Origin of the sequence: Dokdonella ginsengisoli, from assembly GCF_042652785.1 — a bacterium.
GTDB lineage: Bacteria > Pseudomonadota > Gammaproteobacteria > Xanthomonadales > Rhodanobacteraceae > Dokdonella_A > Dokdonella_A ginsengisoli.
Genome location: NZ_JBHSHD010000010.1, coordinates 754794 through 777164 on the forward strand (window position 1 = coordinate 754794; position 22371 = coordinate 777164).

Genomic DNA, 22371 nt, shown 5'->3' on the forward strand with positions numbered 1-22371 from the left:
CATGATGCGCAAACTCGCACTGACGCTCGGTTCGTTCGTGGCGTTCTGCTCTTGCCCGCCGGCGTTCTCGGGCACTGCCGTGGCGACCAACGGCGTCGTCGGCGTCTCGATCGGCACCGACCTGACGGTCGATCCCGGCTTCGGGGACCAGGGCTACACCGTCGTCAACTACAACGACGACGGCGGCACCTGGGACGAAGCGGTGCGCGTGCTCCCCGCGCAGGACGACGGCCTCTGGCTCGTCGGCTTTCACCGCACCGACGCGAGCGCCGACCGGCTCGCCATTTCCAAGCTCGATGCCGACGGCAGGCTCGATCCCTCGTTCGGCACGGGAGGAAAGACCCTGGTCGACACCGGCATCAGCTTCGTTCGCGACGCCATCCGCGTGGACGACCGCTTCTACGTCGTCGGCATGCACCTGCTCACGTCGAACGGACCGGGCGTGATGGCGGTCGCCTGCGTCGACGTCGACGGCGCGTACTGCCCCGGCTTCGGCGACGACCACGGCACGGTCACGATCGCGCTGAACGCTCCCGGCTTCACCAGCGAGGCCCTGCGCGTCCTGCATCGAGACGGGAAGCTGTACGCGATCGGCAACACCGACCCCGGCGGCGAACGCGGCCACTCCAGCGCGATGGCGATCGCCAAGCTCGAGGCCTCGACCGGCGCGCTCGACGCGACGTTCGGCGACGGCAGCGGCCCGCTGCCAGGCACGGTCGTCTTCAATCCCGACGTCTATCCGGACGGCAACGACTTCGCCTACGCCGCCGCGTTCGCCAGCGACGGAATGATCCTCGTCGGCGGTGCCGCGCAGAACAACGACAACCAGGGCAGCGACGGCTACGTGCTCGCGTTCGATCCGGCCAGCGGTGCGCTCGACACGTCGTTCGGCACGGACGGCTATACGTTCTTCTCGTTCGACACCGGCGTGCACTTCGACCAGGTGCTGGTGCGCAAGATCCACGTGTTCGACGACGGCCGGATTCTTCTCGCCGGCGAAGCCAACCACGACGACGAGTTCTTCAACACCTTGACCGACGTGCTGCTCGCCTCGCTCGAGCCCGATGGAACGCCCACGCCCGATTTCGGCGTCGGTGGCGCGACCCGCGTCAACGTCGGCTTGAACGCCGTGGTGCTGGACATGGGCGTCCGCTCCAACGGCGACATCGTCGTTTCGATGTCGTCGAACGGCATTCTCCCCAACCCCTACACGCCGGCCACCCAGCAATCGATCGCGCAGTTCGACACCGCCGGCAACGGGCCGACGGCGACGGTGTCCATCGAGTACCCCTCGCAGGTGACCCCGCAGGGAGGCCCGACCTGCCTCTACGTCGACGCCCAGGATCGTGTCCTGGTCGGGGGATTCCGTCTGTGGGACTTCAACTTCCCGGTGCCAGACTCCGACCACACGCTGACGCGCCTGGTGAGGGACGGCATCTTCGCCAGCGGCTTCGAATCTTGATGCGCTGAGCGGGCACTGCCGGCCGGGATCGCCGGGCGTCTTCCACGGACTGTCGCGGAAATCGCTCGCAGCATCGGAGCGGCCGGGCCGAGGCGCCGGCCGCCGGACGACAACCGGGCGCGACGCTCCTGCGGCGTCGCGCCCCGGATGCACGACGGCGCCGGCTACGCCTTGATGAAGGCGAGCAGGTCGGCGTTGATCGTGGCCGCTTCCGTCGTCGGCATGCCGTGCGGAAAACCCTTGTAGGTCTTCAGCGTGCCGTTCTTCAGCAGCTTGGCGCTCAGCGGCGCGGAGTCGGCGTAGGGAACGATCTGGTCGTCGTCGCCGTGCATCACCAGGGTCGGCACCGCGATCTTCTTCAGGTCCGCGGTGAAGTCGGTCTGCGAAAAGGCGACGATGCCGTCGTAGTGCGCCTTGGCGCCGCCCTGCATGCCCTGCCGCCACCAGTTCTGGATGATGCCCTCGGAGGCCTTGGCCCCCGGGCGATTGAAGCCGTAGAACGGTCCGGCGGCGACGTCGCGGTAGAACTGCGCGCGGTTGGTCGCGACCTGCGTCTGGAATCCGTCGAAGACGTCCTTGGGCAGGCCGCCGGGATTCGCCTCGGTCTTGACCATCAGCGGCGGCACCGCGCTGATGAGCACTGCCTTGGCGACGCGGCTCTCGCCGTGACGCGCCAGGTAGCGCACCACCTCGCCGCCGCCGGTCGAATGGCCGACGTGGACGGCGTTCCTGAGATCCAGATGCGCCGTCACCGCGGCGAGATCGTCGGCGTAGTGGTCCATGTCGTGGCCCTGCGCCACCTGGGTCGAGCGTCCGTGGCCGCGCCGGTCGTGCGCGACGACGCGGAAGCCGTGGCTGACGAAGAACATCATCTGCGCGTCCCAGTCGTCGGAACTGAGCGGCCAACCGTGCGAGAAGACGATCGGCTGCCCGCTTCCCCAGTCCTTGTAGAAGATGTCGACGCCGTCTTTGGTGCGAACGTAGTTCATGGGCGGGTTTCCTCGTGGCTTGTCGTGGGAAGCATCGGTGCCCGGTTGCACGGATCCGGCCGCCAGCGCCGATCCGGCAATGCCCAGGGTCGCCAGGCCGGCGGCGGCCACGCCGCCGATCATCAGTTCGCGGCGTGCACGATCGAATTCTCGGCTCTCGTTGCTGGACATCGTGGACTCCTTCGGCTGGGCGGCGGGACTTCACCGTCGCGCACCGGCGCGACGGTGCCGGCGGGCACGGCGTGAAACGTACGGGGCGTCCGGACCCGGCCGCTGCGCCCCCTTCGCGGGAAAGGGGCGATCGCAGGGCCGCCCCGATCCGGCTCTCCGCCGGATAGTGAGCGCGAGCAAGCCTCAGTAAAACCCTGAAAAGTGGAAAAATAAATTACCCGATCGGGGAATGCGCGGAAGATCGCGCCTTGCACGCGCATGCGCCGGATGGCGCCGGCCCGCGCGCTCCGCGCCGTCGGCCTGCTTCGCGCCGTACGCGGCCCAACCCGTCACTTACCCGATCGGGTAGGCGCGTGATACCTGATCTTGGATTGGCGCGTCCGCCTCATCGGATGCAGCATCTGCAGCGTGCGGCACGAGGCGCATCGGTTCCGCGCCGGCCCCGATCTCCACCGCGCTGCATTGCACGCGGCGCGGCGGTCGACCAGCGGCGATGCGGCTCGTGCTCGCCGGCGCCTTCGACAGGGGATGGTCTTTCGTGATTGCGGCTCGCCGCCGTGCCCGGGCTTCGTCCGGACACCGCAGCGGGCCCGCTCCTGACCGTCCGCCGATAGGCCGCGCCACACCCGTCCCACGGAGAACCTCGATGGCCAAGTCCAGCCCAAGCAAGCGTGAAGAACTCCGCAAGCGCCGCGGCGCCCGCCTCGCCACGCCCACCGACCTCGGCGCCGAAGCTTCGCGCGACATCGCCGGCGGCCTCAACGCGGTGCTCGCCGACGTCTTCGCCCTGTACCTGAAGACCAAGAACTTCCACTGGCACATGAGCGGGCCGCACTTCCGCGACTACCACCTGCTGCTCGACGAGCAGGCGGACCAGCTCTACGCGATGACCGATCCCATCGCCGAGCGCGTGCGCAAGGTCGGCGCGACCACGCTGCGTTCGATCGGGCACATCGCCCGGGTGGCGCGCGTGCGCGACAACGACGCCGATTTCGTCGACGCGCTGGACATGCTGGCCGAGCTGCGCGACGACAACCAGCAGCTGACCGCACGCCTGCGCGAGGTCCACGGCGTGTGCGACGAACACCAGGACATCGCCTCGGCGAGCCTGATCGAAAACTGGATCGACGAATCGGAACGGCGAGTCTGGTTCCTGTTCGAAGCCAGCCGCCGAGGCAGTTCCCCCGCCGCCTGAATCCCCCGCCCCAGGAGCCGTTCCATGGATCCGATCCTTCTGCTGGTCCCGCACGTCGCTCTCAGCCTCATCGGCATCGCCTTCGGCTTCGTGCTGATGCGCGATTTCCTGCAGGCACGCTTCCGCGCGAGCGTGGTCTGGATCTTTCTCGTTTCCACGACGCTGACCAGCCTCACCGGGTACCTGTTCTCTCGCGACCAGGTGCTTCCCTCGCACGTGGTCGGCGCGATCTCGCTGCTGGTGCTGCTGCCGACCTGGCTGGCCTGGCGGCCGTATCGCCTGGCCGGCGGCTGGCGGACGACGTTCGTGATCGGCGCGGCGATCAGCCAGTGGCTCAACGTGTTCGTGCTGGTGGCGCAGCTGTTCCAGAAAGTGCCGGCCCTGCACGCGCTCGCGCCGACGGGATCGGAGCCGCCGTTCGGCATCGCCGAAGGCCTCGTGCTGCTGGCGTTCATCGCGGCCACCTTCGTCGCCTGGCGCCGCAACCGCGTCACGCCCGTGCGTTTCCAGTGATGCCGCCGTGTCCGTGAAGCGGCCGTCCGCGCCCATGCACGCTCCGTTCGACCGCCGGCTTCGAGGAAGTCCTGCCTCCGCACGGGCTCCGCACGGCCCGCGCAGGTCGAGGACTTCATGACCGACGCCGCGCCCGCTTCCGCCGGCAGCAGCTTCGCCCCGCTGCGCCGGCCGGTGTTCGCCGTGTTGTGGGCCGCCACCGTGCTCGGCAACATCGGCAGCTTCATGCGCGACGTGGCCAGTTCGTGGCTGGTGACCGACCTGTCGGCCAGTCCGACGGCGGTGGCGCTGATCCAGACCGCCGCGACGCTGCCGGTCTTCCTGCTGGCCATTCCGGCCGGCGTGCTGTCGGACATCCTCGATCGAAGACGCTTCCTGATCTTCGTGCAGCTGGTGCTGGCGGCGGTGAGCGGCACGCTGCTGCTGCTGTCGCGGACGGGCTCCTTGACGGTGGAATACCTGATCGCGCTGACCTTCGTCGGCGGCATCGGCGCCGCGCTGATGGGGCCCACCTGGCAGTCGATCGTGCCGGAGCTGGTGCCGCGCGAGGACCTCAAGGGCGCGGTGGCGCTGAACTCCCTCGGCATCAACATCGCCCGCGCCATCGGACCGGCCGCAGGCGGCCTGATCCTGGCGAGCTTCGGCGCGGCCGTCACCTACGGCATGGACGTGCTGAGCTACGTGTTCGTGATCGGTGCCCTGCTGTGGTGGAAGCGGCCCGCGGTGGCCGACAGCGGCCTGTCGGAGAACTTCCTCGGCGCCTTCCGCGCCGGCCTGCGCTACACGCGCGCCAGCAAGGAACTGCATCGCGTGCTGCTGCGCGCGGCCGCGTTCTTCCTGTTCGCCAGCGCGGTGTGGGCGCTGCTGCCGCTGGTCGCGCGGCAGATGCTCGGCGGCAGCGCCGGCTTCTACGGCGTGCTGCTCGGCGCCGTCGGTGCGGGAGCCATCGCCGGTGCCCTGGTGATGCCGCGGCTGCGCCGGCGGCTCGACGCCGATGGCCTGGTGCTGCTCGCCTCGCTGATCAGTGCGGCGGTGATGGGCGCGCTGGTGTTCGCCCCGCCGCAATGGGCGGCGGTGGGCCTGCTGTTGCTGCTCGGGATGGGATGGATCGCGGCGCTGACCACGTTCAACAGCGTGGCGCAGGCGATCCTGCCGAACTGGGTGCGAGGGCGCGGGCTGGCGGTGTACCTCACCGTGTTCAACGGCGCGATGGCCGCCGGCAGCTTCGGCTGGGGACTGGTCGCGCGCGAAGTCGGCGTGCCCTCCACGCTGGTCGTCAGCGCCGTCGGCCTGGCCGTGGTGGCGCTGCTGTTCCATCGCGCGCGCCTGCCGGCCGGCGAGGCGGACCTGCAGGCCTCGCGCCACTGGCCGGAGCCGTTGCTGGCCGAGCCGGTCGCGCACGATCGCGGTCCGGTGCTGATCCAGGTCGAATACCGCATTCGCCAGCAGGACCGTGCGGCTTTCCTGGAAGCGATCCGGCGCCTGTCGCAGGAGCGCCTGCGCGACGGCGCCTATGCCTGGGGCGTCGTCGAACACACCGGCGACACCGAGCGCGTGGTGGAGTGGTTCCTGGTCGAGTCGTGGGCCGAACACCTGCGCCAGCACCATCGCGTATCGCACGCCGACGCCGACCTGCAGAACGAGGTGGTGCGCTTCCACATCGGTCCGGACAAGCCGGAAGTGCATCATTTCCTGGCGCTGTAGCGATCGACTCGCCCATTGCGAGGAAGAAGCGCGCGGGTCGGGCGCGCTGCCGGACGTTGCGGCCTAGTGCGGATCGGAATCCGGGCGCTGCTCCCGCACGTGCCGGCGCCAGGAGAACCTGCCCGTCTCCGGATACGCGGCGCGGCAAGGCACGCTGAGGACCACTTCGGTTCCGGCGGGAGCGCGCGGCCGCAGCACCAGGCGCGAGCCGAGCTTCTCCGCGCGCTCCCTCATGCCGACGATGCCCCAGCGCTTGAGGCGGGTGGCTGACTGCATCGCCGCCGCGTCGATGCCGCGGCCGTCGTCGAGGATGTGGACGTTCAGCGCGTTGCGCCGGTAGGCGACGTGGACGTCGACGCGCGTGCCCTGCGAGTGCACGAACGCGTTGCGCACCGCCTCGCCGACGATGTCGATGATCTCGTCGACGGCGCTCGGCAGCATGACGCGCGGCTGCCCTTCGGTGGTGAGATGGAACGCCAGCGGATGGGTGCTGGCGAGGTTCTCGCCGATAGCGAGTATCGACTGCGCCAGTTCCGTGTGCCTGGGGTCCTCGCCGCGCAGGGCGATGATCTTGTCGCGCCCTTCGATGACCATCTGTCGCGCCTGCTCGATCGCCGCTTGCAGCACCTTGCCGCGGCTGTCGTCCGCAGGCAGGCCGACCACGACCGCCTGCAGCCGGAGCAGCAGCCCCTGCACGCCCTGCAGCAGCGTGTCGTGGATGTCGCGCGCGATGCGCTCGCGCTCGCGCATGCGCTCGGTCAGCTGCAGGCGCGCGCGCTCGATCGCCAGGCGCACCCGCCAGAAATACAGGATCGCGGCCAGGCCGAGCACCGCCAGCACCCAGATCGCGTAGAACCACTTCGTCTCGAAGAAGCTCGGCTCGATGACGAATTGCGCGCTCGCGCCCTGCGCGTTCCACACGCCATCGTCGTTCGCCGCAGCGACCTGGAAGCGATAGCTGCCCGGCCGCAGGTTCGAATAGGAAGCTTCGCGGCGATTGCCGGCGTCGCGCCAGTCCGCGTCGACGCCGTCGAGCTTGTAGCGGAAGCGCACGCGATCGGGGATGGCGAGGCTGGTCGCGGTGTACTCGATCTGCAGGTTGTTGGTGCCCTGCGGCAGGCGCGGCGTCGCGGTCAGCGGATAGCGCGCACCGTTCGCGCTCAGGCTCAGCACTTCGACCGGCGGCGGCAGCAGGTTGCCGCTCAGCCGCGCCGGATCGAGCCATGCCGGCGCCTGGTTGGTCAGGAACCAGATGCGATGCGCAGCGTCGACCGCCGCCGACGCGACCGGCGCCGCCTGCACGGCGACGCCCGGCAGGCCGTCCCGGTAGTCGAACAGGCGATACGCCGGGCGATAGCCGGGGCGCTCGAACGCCGCCGCCACTTCGCCCGCGTCCAGGCGCACCACACCCTTGATCGCGTTGAGCCAGAGGTCGCCGGCCGCCGTCTCGACGATGCCCGAGATGCCGCACAAGGCCTCGTCGTCGCCGGCGACCAGGGACTGGATGCGGCCTTCGCGCAGGCGCGCCAGCCCCAGTTCGCCGCCGATCAGCACGTCGCGGCCGGCGGCGTTGATGGTGGTCACGTTGCCGACGCGCAGCCCGCCGGCATGCACGTGCGCCGCGTCGCCGTCGAGGACGGCGATGCGATCGTCCGGATAGCCGATCCACAGGCGTCCCGCCGCGTCGCTCGCCAGCGCCGTCGGTGCGACCGCCGGCAGCGCGATCGCCGCGTCGAGCGGCGACCAGTTTCCGTCACGCAGGCGGTACAGCCCGCGCTCGGCCAGGGCGAGCCAGAGATTCCCCCGCCCGTCGAACGCCATCGCATTGACCTTCGTCGGCGCCGAAGGCAGCGGCAGCGCGACCGGATCGGGCACGCCGCCGCGCAGCCGGAACAGGCTCTCCCTACCGATCAGCCAGAGCGTGCCGGTCGCATCGAACAGCGCGCCGGAAATGTCGGGCAGGCCGCGCGCCATCGCCTCGCCGTCGACGCCGTTCATGCGCCACACAGCGCCGCCGTTGACCAGCCACGCCGCGCCTTCGCGATCGACCGCCATGGCGTAGGTGGACGCCGTGCCCGGCACGATGTTGCCGGGCACCAGCAGGCGGTTGCGGTGGAAACTGACCAGGCCGATGTTGGTGCCGACCCAGATCGTGCCTTCGGCGTCTTCCAGAAGCGGCACGGCGCGATCGGAAACCAGGCCGCCGTTGCGGTCGACGACTTCGGCGACGTCCTGCGGCGTCAGCGAACGACCGCTCGCGGCGCGCGCCGCATCGGCGACGCGGTACACGCCGCCCTTGCCGGCGTCGCTGCCCCACAGATTGCCGTAGCGGTCGAACAGCAGGCGATAGGACTCGGCATAGCGGGTTTCCTGCGGCGCGGCGGCGACGCTCGACAGCCGGCCGCCTGCGTCGAGGCCGGGCAGCGCGCGCGTGCCGCGTGCGCGATCGGACAGCCACAAGGTGCCGTCGGGAGCTTCGGCGGCGACCGCGTACGTGGTGACCGTCAGCCCGGTGTCCTCGAAGCGGTTCGCCCCGCTGCGCAGGGACATCAGCGTCTGGCCCGTCGTCACCCACAAGGTTCCATCGCGCGCGACGATCGCCCAGTCGGCGCGCGGCGCCGGATACCCCCAGTCGGAACCGGCGATCTTCCACTCGCGTCCGTCGAACCGGGCGAGGCCGCCTTCGGTGGCCGCCCATGTCGCGCCGTCCGGCGTCTGCGCGAAGGTCAGCACCATGCCGCCGGGAAACGCCGTGCCGGGCGGAAAGCTGCGCACGTGTCCATCGCGAATCACGCTCGCGCCGCCGTAGTAGAAGCCGACCCACAGGGTTCCATCCGGCAGCAGGTTCAGCGCCGTGATGTTGTTGGATCGGAAACTCTCGTCGGCGGGCGGCTCGAAGCGCTCGAAGCGCACGCCGTCGAAACGGTACAGGCCGTTGCCGGTGCCGAGCCACAGCCAGCCGTCCCTGCCCTGTGCGAGCGCCCAGATGTCCGCCGGCGCGCCCTGCTCGGTGGTCCACGACTTGCGCCGGAATTCGGACGCCGATGCCGCGGGCACGGCCAGCCAGACCAGCACCGCGAGCAGCGCGAATGCGCAGCGCCGACGAAATCCGCTGCGGGACGTGCGCACGCGCGATGCCGATCGTTTCGATGCCGTGCGACGGTTTCGTTTCACGCACGCCCCTGGCTTTTCGCGCATCGCCCCCGAGATTCCCCGCGTCGACCGTTCGCCGGCGAAGAGGTCCGCACCGGCGTCGGCAGCATATCGCCGCAGGTCTGCCTCAGAAAGCGGAATCCGATGAACACAGAATCACCCGATCGGGCATTGAACCGCGCTGCCGTGCGAAGGATAGTCGCGCGCACGGCCGGCGATCGGCTCGTCGCCGCGACGGGCGGCAGCCGGCATCGCCGCCCCGGCTGCAACGGAGCGGAGAATGCGGCATGAGTGAGCACGGCCGGCGCATCCAGGTGCTGATCGCCGACGACCATCCGGTGATGCGCGACGGCATCGCGGCGGCGATCGAGAGCGGCGGGGACATGCACGTCATCGCGCAGGCCTGCGACGGCGCGGAAGCGATCGTCCGCTTCCGCGAACTGCGCCCCGACGTCGCCCTGATCGACCTGCAGATGCCCGGCGTGGACGGCCTGCAGGCGATCGCGGCCATCTGCGCCGAATTCCCGACGGCGCGGGTCATCGTGCTGACCTCGTATCCGGGCGATGCGCGCGTGAAGCGCACGCTGACCGTCGGCGCCAGCGCCTACCTGCTCAAGAGCGCGACGCGCGAGGAGATCCTCGCCGCGATCCGCACCGTGATGAGCGGACGCCGGGTGGTGGCTTCCGACGTCGCCGGCGAGATCGCCTCGCACGCCTGGTCGGAGATGCTCAGCGATCGCGAACTGAGCGTGCTGCGGCTGGTCGCCACCGGCAACACCAACAAGCGCATCGCCGACATCCTGTGCATTTCCGAGGACACGGTGAAAGCACGGCTGAAGGCGATCATGAACAAGCTCGGCGCGACCGACCGCACGCACGCGGTCACCCTGGCGCGCAATCGCGGCTTCCTGGACGGCTGAGCGGCTGCGCCGCCCCGCTACCCGATCGGGTAGCGCAGATCTACCTCGATAGGGCTTCGCAGCGACGCGCGCATCGCAAGAATGAGGCATCCGGCGCAGCCGTCCTGCTTGGAGCAGACGGCGATAGCGCACCGGCGCTCGATGCCGTCCCTGCGCCGGCGCGACGCCGCGACCCGCCCCTCGTTCCAGGAGAGCCGCATGGCCATCACCGCCACCCCCGTTCCGAGCATCCAGCTGCTGACGCCGAAGGATCACGCGCTGATCCTGATCGACTTCCAGCCGCAGATGGCCTTCGCCACGCATTCGATCGACACCGTCACCCTGCGCAACAACGCCGGCCTGGTCGCTCGTGCCGGCGCGAGCTTCCAGGTGCCGGCGATTCTGACCACGGTCGCCGCGCGGAGCTTCTCCGGCCCGATGTTCACCGAAGTGACCGACGCGTTTCCCGGACAGGCGCTGCTCGACCGCACCTCGATGAACACCTGGGAGGACGCCGCGGTGATCGGGCGCGTCAACGAGATCGGCAAGCAGCGGCTGGTGCTGGCCGGCCTGTGGACGTCGGTCTGCATCGTCGGCCCGGCCCTGTCGGCGCTGGCGCAGGGCTACGAGGTCTACGTGATCACCGATGCCTGCGGCGACGTGTCGGCCGAGGCGCACGAGCGCGCCGTCCAGCGCATGATCCAGGCCGGTGCGCGTCCGATGACCTCGCTGCAGTACCTGCTCGAGCTGCAGCGCGACTGGGCGCGCACGGACACCTACGAAAGCACCACCGGCATCGCCCGCGCCTGCGGCGGCTCCTACGGCCTGGGAATCACCTACGCCAGGGCCATGTTCGACGCGCACGGAGGCTGAGCGCCGCACCCCGGCGGCGCGCTGCCGCCGTCCAATGCATTGGAATTCGGGACACGCCGATGAAACCCTACCTGTTCTCGCTCGCTGCCGGCCTGCTGGTGGGCATCGTCTACAACCTGCTCAACGTCCGCTCGCCCGCTCCGCCGGTCATCGCCCTGGTCGGCCTGCTCGGCATTCTTCTCGGCGAGCAGCTGCCGCCGCTGCTGAAGAGCCTGTGGCAGCGCGAGGAAGTCGCGTCGCGCTGGATCGGCGAACAGGTGAAGCCCCACGTCTTCGGCGAACTGCCGCGCGCGAAGCGTACCGCGCGCGACGACGACAGCGAGAAGCGCTCGTGAACGCCGCCACGCCGGCTGCCGATCTGATCCTGCACTCAGGCCGCATCACCACGCTGGATCGCCGCCTTCCCGAAGCCGCCGCGGTGGCGATCGGCGGCGGCAGGTTCCTCGCCGTCGGCCGCGACGAGGACGTGATGGCATTGGCCGGTGCGGATACGCGCCGGATCGACCTCGGCGGCCGCCGCGTCCTGCCCGGGCTGATCGACAACCATCTGCACATCATCCGCGGCGGCCTCCATTTCAATCTCGAACTACGCTGGGACGGCGTGCGTTCGCTGGCCGACGCGATGGCGATGCTCAGGCACCAGGTGGCGATCACGCCGCCGCCGCAATGGGTTCGCGTGGTCGGCGGCTTCACCGAGCACCAGTTCGCCGAGAAGCGCCTGCCGAGCATCGACGAACTCAACGCCGTCGCGCCGGATACGCCGGTGTTCCTGCTGCACCTGTACGACCGCGCCCTGCTCAACGCGGCGGCGCTGCGCGCGGTGGGCTACACGAAGCAGACGCCCGAGCCACCGGGCGGCGAGATCGTGCGCGACGGCGCCGGCAATCCGGTCGGGCTGCTGCTGGCCAAGCCGAATGCGGCGATCCTCTACGCCACGCTGGCCAAGGGCCCGAAACTGCCGTTCGACTACCAGCTCAACTCGACGCGTCATTTCATGCGCGAGCTGAACCGGCTCGGCGTCACCGGCGCGATCGATGCCGGCGGCGGCTTCCAGAACTATCCGGAAGATTACGCCGTGATCGAAAAACTCGCCGCCGATGGACAGCTCACCATCCGCCTCGCCTACAACCTGTTCACGCAGAAGCCGAAGCAGGAGAAGGACGACTTCCTCAACTGGACGCGCACGTCCACGTACAAGCAGGGCGACGACTACTTCCGCCACAACGGCGCCGGCGAGATGCTGGTGTTCTCCGCCGCCGACTTCGAGGACTTCCGCCAGCCGCGGCCGGACATGCCGCCGCAGATGGAAAGCGAACTCGAGGACGTCGTGCGCATCCTGGCCGGCAACCGCTGGCCCTGGCGCATGCACGCGACCTACGACGAGACGATCTCGCGCGCCCTGGACGTGTTCGAGCGCGTCGACCGCGACGTTCCCCTGCGCGGCCTGAACTGGTTCTTCGACCACGCCGAGACGATCTCCGAGCGCTCGATCGACCGCATCGCCGCGCTCGGCGGCGGCATCGCCGTGCAGCACCGCATGGCCTACCAGGGCGAATACTTCGTCGAGCGCTACGGCGCGGCGGCGGCGCAGGCCACCCCGCCGGTGGCGCGGATGCTGGAGAAAGGCGTCAGGGTTTCCGCCGGCACCGACGCCACGCGCGTGGCGTCGTACAACCCGTGGGTGTCCCTGGCCTGGCTGATCACCGGCAGGACCGTCGGCGGGCTCGGCCTCTACCCGCGGCGCAACTGCCTGGACCGCGACACCGCGCTGCGCATGTGGACGGAGAACGTCACCTGGTTCTCCAACGAGGAAGGCCGGAAAGGCCGCATCCAGGCGGGCCAGCTGGCCGACCTGATCGTGCCGGACCGCGACTTCTTCGGCTGCGCCGAAGACGACATCGCCGACACGACGTCGCTGCTGACGATCGTCGGCGGACGCGTCGTCCACGCCGCCGGCGATTTCGCGCCGCTGGACGAAGCCCCGGTACCGCCGGCGATGCCGGACTGGTCACCCGTGCGCACCTACGGTGGCTACGGCGCGTGGGCGCAGGCGCGTGCGACGACGGCGCCGGGCGCGCACGCCGGCGGCGCTCATGCCTGCGGGATTCACGGCCACGGTCACGCGGCGGCCTGGTCGGATGCGCTGCCGGCGGGCGATCTGAAATCGTTCTGGGGCGCGCTCGGCTGCGCGTGCTGGGCGATATGAGCGCCCTCTTCGTGCAGCGGCTCGCGGCGAGGTTCTGCGTTCCCGCCGTGCACTGGCTGGCCCTGCTCGCCCTGTGCGCGGCGTATCTGCAGGGCGGCGTGCAGAAGGCCTGGGATTTCGGCGCGGCGACGGCGGAAGCGGCGCATTTCGGCCTCGCGCCGGCGGCGCTGGTCGCCTTCGCCACGATCGTGCTCGAACTGGGCGCGTCGCTGATGATCCTGCTGCGCCTGCATCGCTGGCTCGGCGCCCTGCTGCTGGCCGGCTTCACGCTCGCGGCGACCTTCATCGCCAACCGCTTCTGGACACTGCCGATGCCGGAGCGCTTCATGGTCACGAATGCGTTCTTCGAACACCTCGGGCTGACCGGCGCGTTCGTTCTCGTCGCCTGGCACGACCTGCGCGAGCGCGCGGGAAGCGGCGACTGGAAGCGCGTGGACGAGACCGCCCGTCCGCAATGACACGTGAGGAAACTTCGATGCACGCCCGGACTCCGTTTCCGACCCTGGTTCTGCGCTTCGCCGCGGCGACGGCCGCTACTCTGACGATGATCGCCGCGGCGCCGGCGCGGGAGGCCCGCGTCGCGACGCCGATGGTCGCGGTCGGCGCGCAGTACGACACCACTCACGTCTACGTCGCGCCTGCCGACGTCGATCGCTTCGCCGAAAGCTTCCTCGCCACCTTCGGCGGCCGCAGCACGAAGCAGGTGGTCGCCACCGTCACGCCGACGCCGAGCAGCACGACCTCGCAACTGCTGCAGACGCCGGTCGGAACGGTTTCGCTGTTCGGATTCACAACGCCGGTGCCCTACCCGTTCGGGCTCGAGCGGACCGGCTATCTGGTCACCGACATGGACGTGGCGATTCGCGCCGCGCGCGCGGCGGGCGCCGACGTACTCGTGGCGCCGTTCCCCGATCCGATCGGCCGCGACGCCGTCGTGCAGTGGCCGGGCGGCGTGAACATGCAGCTGTACTGGCACACCAAGGCGCCTTCCTATGCGCCGTTCCGGACCGTGCCGGAGAATCGCGTCTACCTGTCCGCCGATCGCGCCGACGCCTTCGTGCGCAGCTTCCTCGCCTTCTCGCACGGCAAGGTCGTCTCCGACCAGGCGCGCGCGCCCGGCGCGGAGATCGGCCGGCCCGGCCAGATCTACCGGCGCATCCGCCTCGAATCGACGTTCGGCAAACTGACCGCGCACGTCAGCGACGGCCACCTGCCGTATCCGTACGGCCACGAGCTGACCGGCTACGAAGTCGCCGACCTGAAGGCGACGCTCGACAAGGCGAAGGCGAGCGGCGTGGAGGTCCTGGTCGAGCCGTTCGAGAGCGACAGACGCGAATCGGCGATGGTGCGCTTCCCCGGCGGATACGTCGCGGAGATCCACGCCGTCCTGCAGCGCTGACCGGAATGCCGCCCCGTCGCATTCGCGCTCGCCGTTGGCGCCGCATGGCATGCCTCGCCGCGGTAGCGGGCTGCCTGGCGCAGCCGGCGCCGGCGAAGGCGCAGGACGCCGAAGACGGCGAGCCGCAGCAGGCCGCGACGCGTCCCAGGCCGACGGGCAACCGCTGGCAGGAAGACTGGTCCGCGCTGGCCGATCCCGCCTTGCGCACGCAGCCAGGCGACGCCCTGAAGTACCTCCCGCTGGATTCCGGCGATCCCGCCAGCTACCTGTCGCTCGGCCTGAACCTGCGCGAGCGCATCGAAATCAACGACGCCGCTTCGTTCGGCCTTCGCGGCACCGAGGACGACACCTACCTGCTGCAACGGCTGCAACTGCACGCCGATGCGCGCTTCGCCGAACACTGGCAGGCGTTCGTCCAGATCGAGGACGTGCGCACCGTGAGCAAGCGCGCGATCGGCGGCGCCGATCGCAATCCCTGGGATCTGCGCCTCGCCTTCGCCGCCTACGTGCGCGAGTTCGACGCCGGCACGCTCAAGATGCGCGTCGGCCGCCAGGACTTCGCCTTCGACCTGCAGCGCTTCGTCTCGCTGCGCGACGGACCCAACGTGCGACAGTCCTTCGACGCGATCTGGGCCAACTGGGAAACCGGGCTGTGGCGCTTCATCGGCTTCGTCAGCCAGCCGGTGCAGTACGCGGACGCGCGCCCGTTCGACGACACCTCCGACCGGCGCTTCCGTTTCAGCACGCTGCGCGTCGAACGCAAGCTGTGGGGCCGCGACGAACTGTCGGCCTACTACTCGCGCTACAGCCGGGACGATGCGTCCTATGCCGACGCCGCGGGCCGCGAAGGCCGCGACGTGTTCGACCTGCGTTTCGCCGGCACGGTCGGCGGCTTCGACTGGGACGTGGAAGCCATGCAGCAGCGCGGCGAGGTTGGCGCGAAGCGCATCGAGGCCTGGGCCTGGGGTGCCCGCGTCGGCTATACCGCAACCGGGACCGGCTGGCGTCCGCGAATCGGCCTGCAGGTCGACGCGGCCTCCGGCGACCAGCGCCGCGGCGACCGCACGCTCGGCACCTTCAATCCGCTGTTTCCGAACGGCTACTACTTCACGCTCGCCGGCTATACCGGCTACGCCAACCTCGTGCACGTGAAGCCGACGCTGACGATCAGCCCCGCCATCGGCTTGAAGCTGACCGGCGGAATCGGACTGCAATGGCGCAAGACCACCCGCGACGCCATCTACGTGCAGCCGAACATCGCCCTGCCCGGAACCGCCGGGCAAGGCGGACGCTGGAGCGGTGCCTACGTGCAACTGCGCGCCGACTACGCCTTCGACGCGAACCTCAGCGGCGCGATGGAGGCCGTGCACTACGACGTCGGGCGCGCGATCCGCACGGCCGGCGGCCGTGACGCCGACTATCTCGGCGTGGAATTGAAATTCATGTGGTAGACCTTCGAAGTTCGAAATCTCGACCTCCGATCCGGTTCCCCCGATTCAGTCGCGCGGCATGCGCAGGCCGCGCGGCAAGACGGCAATGCGCCGGGGCGAACTCCTCCTGGTCGCCGTTGACGGGCTGCAGTGAGAGTACGTCGCCACGAAAGCCCTTCTTTCATGGTGTTGACAGCTGAAGAGGGTTGGCTTCCTGGAGAACGTCGGCTTCCACGTATCTCTTGAATGAAGGTACGTCCATGAAGCAGCGGAAACCGGCTTGGCTGGCCAGACTGAAGACGGCCGCTTCTTCATCGAGCAGCAACGCAACAGGCTGGCTGAGTTCCTCCTGAATTCCGCTTGGCCAAGCCAGATCGAATACCGCCTTCTGCTCTCCCGTCTGAACATCCACCAATTCGTAGGCCACCTGTCCTTCAGGCAAACCCTTCGAGCCCATCCAGTCGTTGAGCGCCGCCAACTCGGCCTCCTCCTCGCCGGAAGCGGCTTTACCGACCGCTTCGGCGATGACGGGCGCGGACGGTCCTGCCAGCCACCGCGCGTCGCCGTGCAGGAGTTCCTCGAGCCGCTTGTTCAACTCGGCTGCCAGCAATGCCTTGCGTGCCTCGAGAAATTCTCGATAGCGATCGATCTTCCACAGGTCGCGGTCCATGGGTATCCATTGAGAGGCCAAGGCGCCTGGGTGCCTTTTTTCGATTTCGGCGAAATAGATCTCCGGGAGTGCGTCGCTGATGTCGAGATTGGTCCCCTTGGTCAGGAAACAGAAGTTGCCTAGGGCATTGACCTCAGGCTTCTTGAACTTCCGCTTGTACAACTGGGCCTTGGGGAAGATATGGTGCACCTCCAGTTTGTTCATCTTGCCCAGCAGATTTGCTCTCAGCGCAATTCCGGAACCCCAGTCCCTCGCTTCGCCCACGCGGGTCAGCATGTACAGCACAGGATAGAAGCGTGCCCCCGAACTCCAGCCGGTGAAGTGCGCGGGTTCTGTGCGCAAGCCTCCGTGCCAAAGTCGCAACTGCTCCAGAAGCCTGTCCAGTCCTCCTTCCTCCACGGCAGCCAGATCCTGGTCGATGTAGGACTCGACGGAACCGGAGAAACGCCCCCACATGCCCGCCTGGAAGTACCAGAACAGCAGTTTGTCGCGCTCCTTCTCATCGAGCGGGCCCAGTTTCTTCTGCTGCCGCTGATCGAGATAGCGAACCATCACCGGTACGGCGAAACGGGCGAACAGCACCCGATCGTGATCCAGTCCCAGGCGGCCGGCGATCATGTTCAGGCTGGTATCGATGTGCTTGGCGGCCTTGGCCAGTGCGTCCCTGATTTCTCCGGCTCCTTTCTCGTGAAGATGCTGGAATTTTGCTTCGCCGGTGAGAACCGTATTGATCGAGCGCAGCAGCCAGTCCAGGGTGAAGGCATAGTCGGCCCGGCTCCATTCCTTCAGCCTCGCCTTCATGCTGTCGCGCCCCTCGGGCCAGTCCGCACAAATCTTGGCGAGAGCCAGGTCACCCTTCGAGAGCTTGGTGCCGCCGCTGTTCACCCGGTTGAAGATGTCCACCACGACGTCCAGGGACTTGTCGGCTCCGGTCACTTCTTCGATGTGCAAGTCGATGTCGGCAATGCCGAGCACTCGGCTCAGGCGCGCAACGTAGTCCCCGATCCCGGCGGCCAGCTCGGGTCTGCTTGAAAGGCGGGTGATGTGCGCCCCCATTCCGGCGTTGCCCTGCTTCATGAGGTCCGACACGTCTACCCAGAGTGGATCGTCCTTCATCTTGATGGCTTGATGGAACTCGAAAGTCTGGCTTTCGAGATGAAACCGCAGGCCGGTGAAAGCGCCGCTGTTGCCGTCGAAGAACTTCGGCGGTTTGCCTCGAATGACGCCGTAGAGCGACGTCATCCGTTGCTGTCCGTCCAGCAGAAGCTTAACGATGCCGGAGGCGAGTTCTCCGTCGCCTCGATGTTTGGCAGTGCTCGAATCGGTAGCCCAGACCAGCAATCCGCCGACCGGATGCCGGCGATAGAGGGAGTCGAACAGTCCGCGCACCTGTTCGGAATTCCAGACGTATCCGCGCTGGAACTCCGGCAGAGCCATGTGGCCGTTATCGATGTGGTCGAGAATCGTCGAAATCTTCATGGATGACGAATGCTCCTTGGATATTTTGCGGATCTCTTTTTTTTGAATGTTCTCGACAGGCGGGATGGATCTCGTTCACTCGACATGGCAGGAGCGAAACGCCCGGCTCACCGAATCGGCACCAAGGTCTCCGCACGGAACACCGGCTCGGCGAGTTCTTGACCGTGCCCGCCCCGACCACGCTGCGATCTTTCAGGTTCGGACGATCTCCCTCAAAGCCGCCGCCGCCCGTTGCATCGCACCGGCCTGCCCCGCTCGAGCACTTGCTCGTAACCTTTCGTCGGCGTGCGCAGCACGCGCACCACCGTGCCCTGCATGCAGACTTCGTCCGTTTCCAGCATCACGGGCTTGGCCGCAACGGGCTTGGCCTGATAGGCGGCGATGGCCGCCTTGCGATCCGCCTCGCGAACCCCGGCGGCGAGTTCGCTGGTGAAGGTCTCCAAGGCCCGCGTCGCACGCCATTCCTGGATCGTGTAATACGCGATCGGCACGAACGCCACGATGCAGGCGGCCGCGATGATCGACCGGCCGAGAATCCTTGCGTTGTATTCCCCTGCCATCGGAAAGCCCCCGGTTCCAACACCGCGCGCAAGGATATCCGGCCGACGCGCATCCGTCCGCCGCGACGGCACCGCCCCCACCAACGACAGTGGCAGCCGCCGCTCTCCGGATGGTAGATACGCCCCTTCCCGGCGGACCAGCGGCATGCGCGGCCACGCTCGACACCATTTCTCGACGATGCGAACGAAGGCGCTCCTCCGCCACCTTGCCGGCTTGCTGCTGCTCGTGTGCGCTTCCGTTGCGCACGCCGCGCCCGACGAGGCCGCCGGCCACGCGCCGTATCGCAGCTACGGGCCCGCCGACGGACTGCCGTCGGTGTACATCCGGACCCTGCTGCAGGATCGGCCGGGCTTCGTCTGGGTCGGCACGGATACCGGCCTGTACCGCTACGACGGCCAGCGCTTCCAGGCGTTCGGCTTGCGCGACGGCCTGCGCTCGGCGTCGGTCGGGCATCTGCTCGAGGATCGCGACGGCACGCTGTGGGTCGGTACCCGCGGCGGCCTGCATCGCTGGAACGGTGAATCGTTCGTGGCGGCCGCGACCGACCAGGATCCGTCCGAGGCGGCGATACGCGCACTCGCGGAAAACGCGGAGGGCGTGTGGATCATCGCGGGCGCCGCCGACCGGGGGCCGTTGCTGCGCGACACCGACGGACGCTTCGCCGCCGTGCCCGACTGGCCCGGCGGCGCGGCGACCGCACTGGCCGGCAAGGCCGACGCGCGGTCGCTGTGGGTCGGCGTGTGGGACGGATCGCGCGCGCACGTGCTGCGGCGGAGCGACGGACACTGGCAGCGCATCGCGCTTGCGGCCGGCACTGAGCACGAACGCATCGATGCACTGTTCGAGGACGCGCAGGGTCGCCTGTGGGTGCGCCAGCCGAACCGCCTGTCGGCGAAGCCGCGTGACGGCGAATTCGCCGCGGCTGCCACGCCGCTGCCGGTCGATGCGCAGTCCGGCGCGCTGCTGGCCGATCCGCGCGGCGGCTTCTGGCTGCCGACCGAGGCCGGGCTGCTGCATCACGACGACGACCACTGGCAGCGCGTGCAGGGACCGGTCGCCTTGTCGGCGCAGTGGTGCCGCATGGTGCTGGTGGATCGCGAAGGTTCGCTATGGTGGGGATCGGCCGGATTGCACCGCCAGCTCGGCGGCGGCGCGTGGAGCGCGTACACCGCGCGCGAAGGTCTGCCCGGTGACGTGGTCTGGGCCGTCTTGCGCGACCGCGCGCAACGCCTGTGGGTGGCGACCAATTCCGGCGCGGCCGTGCTCGCCACGACCGGCTTCCGCCGCGTGCCGGGCAGCGAAGGCAAGGACCTGCGCACGATCGCGCAGGCGCCCGACGGACGCCTGTTCCTGGCCGGACGCATCGGCGCGGAACTGCTCTCGCTCGATCCGCGCGACGACACGCTGACCCGCCTGCCGTTTGCCGGTCTCGCGGCGAGCGCGCGCGTCCTGCGCCTGCATGTCGACCGCGCCGGCACGCTGTGGGCGGCGACTTCCGACGGGCTGTACCACGCCGAAGCCGACGCCGTGCGGCCGCAGTTCGCACGCGTCGGCACAGCCGACGCGGCTCCCGATGGTCCGGTTCCCGACGGCCCGCTCGCCGACGTGCGCGAGGACGCGTCCGGCCGGCTCTGGATCGCCGGCCAGCGCGGCCTGTGGATGCGCGACGGCGAGCGCTGGCGGCGCTTCGGCCGCGCCGACGGCCTGCGCCGCGACTTCGTCGCACACGTGCTGCCGACCTCGTCCGGCGATCTGTTCGTCGGCTACGGCGATCCGCTCGGCGTGGCGCGCGTGCGCTACGAGCAGGGCCGCCTGCGCGTGCTGCGCCATCACGACAGCGACAGCGGCAGCGCCGACGCGGTCTACCTCGTCGGCGAGGACGCCGCGCGACGCCACTGGCTGGGCGGACCGCAGGGCATCGATCGGCTCGCGGGGGAATCGCAGCGGCATTTCGGCCTGGCCGACGGACTCGTCGGCGAGGACGTCGCCAGCGGCGCCTTCCTCGCCGAAGCCGACGGGCGCGTGTGGATCGGCACCAGCGCCGGGCTCGCGCGTTTCGACGGCGCCGCGTACGAGCATGCGCCGCGCCCGCCGCCGCCGAACGTCGCGCTGATGGACGTGCACTTGGGCGCCGCGCGCTGGTCGCCCGACCAGCCCGAGCCGCGCGTCGCGCACGACCGCAACGTTCTCGAAGCGCGCCTCGCCGGCCTGGGCTATCTCGCCGGGCACGCACTCCAATACCGCGTCCGCCTCGCCGGCCTGGAGCCCGAGGCGCACGTGACGACGAGCCCGAACCTGCGCTTCTCCGGACTGGCGCCCGGCTCGTACCGCCTCGAAGCCGCCGCGCGCAGCGGACCGGACGGACCCTGGGGTCCGCCGTCGACGCTGGCGTTCGAGGTGCGACCGGCGTGGTGGCAGACCTCGGTGTTCCGCGCCGCTCTGGTGCTCGCCGCCACTCTGCTCCTGCTGCAACTGCTGCACTGGCGCACCGCGCTGCTGCGCCGTCGCAACCGCCAGCTCGACGCGCAGGTCGGCGAGCGCACCGCAGCGCTGCAGGTCGCCGTCGAGCGCCTGCGCGACGAAGTCGGACAGCGCGCCGCGGCCGAGCGCGCGCTGGCCGCGGCAAACGTCGAGGAACGCCGGCGCACCGAACGCTTCAGCCTGATCGCGCACATCGCCTCGATCCTGTCGTCCAATCTCGATGCGGACGCGCTGGCGCAACGGGCGGCCTCGTCGCTGCGCGAGGTGCTCGGCTGCGAGCAGGTGGACATCCCGCTCGCCGACGGCACCGGTCGTCTGCGCCCCGCCGCTGCGACGCCGGCCGCGGCGCACGCGCTCGACGTGCCGATCCTGCTCGGCGAGGAACGGCTCGGCGCGATCCGCGTGCGCGGCGCGCGCCCGTTCGACGATCTGGACGCCAGCAGCCTGGCCATCGTCGCCGACTGCCTCGCGGTGGCGATCGAGAACGCGCACCTGTTCGGCCGGGCGCAGGAGGTCGCGGTGGTCGCCGAACGCCAGCGCGTCGCGCACGACCTGCACGACAACGTGATGCAGATCCTCGCCTCGATCCGCATGCGCGCGCAGACGCTGGCGCGGCACGGCCGCGGCCAGTCCGAGGCCTCGACGCGCCACGCCGACCGGCTTGCCGAACTGGCACGCATCGCCGTCGCCGAGATGCGCGCCTACGTCGAACAGCTGCGTCCCGACGAGGCCAACGACGAGCCGGGCCGGCACGACGGCAGCGCCGGCTACCTGCACGACCGCTCTCTGCCGAACGCGGTGCAGCGCCTGCTCGCCACGGCGGTGCCGGACGGCGTGCGCGTGGTCTGCGACTTCGAGCAGTTCCCGCCGCAGGCGTTCGAGCACGAGGAAGCGCTGTTCCGCGTCTGTCAGGAAGCAGTGTCGAACGCGGTGCGCCACTCCGGCGCGAGCACGCTCGAAGTCAGCGGGCGCATCGCCGGAGCTGCCGCGCGCATCCGCGTCGTCGACGACGGCTGCGGCCTGCCCGAAGGCGTGCTGCGCCAGGGCATCGGGCTGGACAGCATGCGCCGGCGCATCGCCGCGCTCGGCGGCCGCGTGCGCATCGGCGCGGGCGCGCGGTGCGGAACTGAAGTGGAAGCGGAACTGCCGCGAGCCGATCGCGCCGCGTCAGGGACATGACCGCAGC

Annotated in this window: 16 protein-coding genes; 12 read left to right on the plus strand and 4 right to left on the minus strand. The window is 69.5% G+C overall.

Translation table 11 applies throughout. The annotated features are described in order from the left end of the window. Nucleotides 1-4 precede the first annotated feature (4 nt). Nucleotides 5-1462 carry an NHL repeat-containing protein gene (locus tag ACFO6Q_RS15530; protein WP_380022012.1) on the plus strand — a complete coding sequence of 486 codons (1458 nt, stop codon included), beginning with the start codon at nucleotides 5-7 and terminating at the stop codon, nucleotides 1460-1462. A gap of 164 nt (nucleotides 1463-1626) precedes the next feature. Here ACFO6Q_RS15530 and ACFO6Q_RS15535 read toward each other — a convergent pair whose 3' ends face one another. Continuing rightward, a complete protein-coding gene (locus ACFO6Q_RS15535; RefSeq protein WP_380022217.1) occupies nucleotides 1627-2451 on the minus strand; it encodes an alpha/beta fold hydrolase in 825 nt (274 codons plus the stop codon). Between the two features lie 817 nt (nucleotides 2452-3268). On the opposite strand from ACFO6Q_RS15535, the gene ACFO6Q_RS15540 reads away from it, so the two are divergent. The 3 genes from ACFO6Q_RS15540 to ACFO6Q_RS15550 all read left to right on the plus strand — a co-directional run bounded on the left by ACFO6Q_RS15540 (nucleotide 3269) and on the right by ACFO6Q_RS15550 (nucleotide 6034). Further along, on the plus strand, nucleotides 3269-3817 hold the full coding sequence (locus ACFO6Q_RS15540; RefSeq protein ID WP_380022013.1) for a Dps family protein: 549 nt from the start codon (nucleotides 3269-3271) through the stop codon (nucleotides 3815-3817). A 24-nt stretch (nucleotides 3818-3841) separates the two neighbouring features. After that, nucleotides 3842-4330: a hypothetical protein gene (locus ACFO6Q_RS15545; protein ID WP_380022014.1), complete on the plus strand. Its 489-nt coding sequence runs from the start codon at nucleotides 3842-3844 to the stop codon at nucleotides 4328-4330. Nucleotides 4331-4447: 117 nt separating this feature from the next. Further along, nucleotides 4448-6034 (plus strand): MFS transporter, encoded by a 1587-nt coding sequence (locus ACFO6Q_RS15550; RefSeq protein ID WP_380022015.1) that lies wholly within the window; start codon nucleotides 4448-4450, stop codon nucleotides 6032-6034. 63 nt (nucleotides 6035-6097) lie between these two features. Here the strand turns inward: ACFO6Q_RS15550 and ACFO6Q_RS15555 are convergent, their stop codons facing one another. Further along, a complete protein-coding gene (locus ACFO6Q_RS15555; RefSeq protein WP_380022016.1) occupies nucleotides 6098-9163 on the minus strand; it encodes a sensor histidine kinase in 3066 nt (1021 codons plus the stop codon). Between the two features lie 311 nt (nucleotides 9164-9474). On the opposite strand from ACFO6Q_RS15555, the gene ACFO6Q_RS15560 reads away from it, so the two are divergent. The 7 genes from ACFO6Q_RS15560 to ACFO6Q_RS15590 all read left to right on the plus strand — a co-directional run bounded on the left by ACFO6Q_RS15560 (nucleotide 9475) and on the right by ACFO6Q_RS15590 (nucleotide 16015). Further along, complete coding sequence (locus ACFO6Q_RS15560; RefSeq protein ID WP_380022017.1) at nucleotides 9475-10107, plus strand: response regulator transcription factor; 633 nt, start codon at nucleotides 9475-9477, stop codon at nucleotides 10105-10107. A 198-nt stretch (nucleotides 10108-10305) separates the two neighbouring features. Continuing rightward, a complete protein-coding gene (locus tag ACFO6Q_RS15565) occupies nucleotides 10306-10959 on the plus strand; it encodes a hydrolase (RefSeq protein ID WP_380022018.1) in 654 nt (217 codons plus the stop codon). 59 nt (nucleotides 10960-11018) lie between these two features. Beyond that, nucleotides 11019-11294, plus strand: coding sequence for a DUF1427 family protein (locus tag ACFO6Q_RS15570; protein WP_380022019.1), 276 nt, complete (start codon nucleotides 11019-11021; stop codon nucleotides 11292-11294). Then, complete coding sequence (locus ACFO6Q_RS15575; protein ID WP_380022020.1) at nucleotides 11291-13165, plus strand: amidohydrolase; 1875 nt, start codon at nucleotides 11291-11293, stop codon at nucleotides 13163-13165. Before ACFO6Q_RS15570 ends, ACFO6Q_RS15575 begins: the two co-directional genes overlap by 4 nt. Further along, entirely contained in the window at nucleotides 13162-13623 is a 462-nt protein-coding gene (locus tag ACFO6Q_RS15580) for a DoxX family protein (protein WP_380022021.1), read from the plus strand. Before ACFO6Q_RS15575 ends, ACFO6Q_RS15580 begins: the two co-directional genes overlap by 4 nt. 17 nt (nucleotides 13624-13640) lie before the next feature. After that, complete coding sequence (locus tag ACFO6Q_RS15585) at nucleotides 13641-14564, plus strand: glyoxalase (RefSeq protein WP_380022022.1); 924 nt, start codon at nucleotides 13641-13643, stop codon at nucleotides 14562-14564. A gap of 44 nt (nucleotides 14565-14608) precedes the next feature. Further along, nucleotides 14609-16015: an alginate export family protein gene (locus tag ACFO6Q_RS15590; RefSeq protein WP_380022023.1), complete on the plus strand. Its 1407-nt coding sequence runs from the start codon at nucleotides 14609-14611 to the stop codon at nucleotides 16013-16015. Between the two features lie 160 nt (nucleotides 16016-16175). Here the strand turns inward: ACFO6Q_RS15590 and ACFO6Q_RS15595 are convergent, their stop codons facing one another. Together ACFO6Q_RS15595 and ACFO6Q_RS15600 are read right to left on the minus strand one after the other, a co-directional pair. Further along, nucleotides 16176-18143 (minus strand): GmrSD restriction endonuclease domain-containing protein, encoded by a 1968-nt coding sequence (locus ACFO6Q_RS15595; RefSeq protein WP_380022024.1) that lies wholly within the window; start codon nucleotides 18141-18143, stop codon nucleotides 16176-16178. Between the two features lie 212 nt (nucleotides 18144-18355). Beyond that, nucleotides 18356-18850, minus strand: a complete 495-nt coding sequence (locus ACFO6Q_RS15600; RefSeq protein ID WP_380022025.1) for a hypothetical protein — start codon at nucleotides 18848-18850, stop codon at nucleotides 18356-18358. Between the two features lie 79 nt (nucleotides 18851-18929). Between ACFO6Q_RS15600 and ACFO6Q_RS15605 the strand changes: the two genes are divergently transcribed. Continuing rightward, a complete protein-coding gene (locus ACFO6Q_RS15605) occupies nucleotides 18930-22364 on the plus strand; it encodes a two-component regulator propeller domain-containing protein (protein ID WP_380022026.1) in 3435 nt (1144 codons plus the stop codon). The last annotated feature ends 7 nt before the right edge of the window (nucleotides 22365-22371 follow it).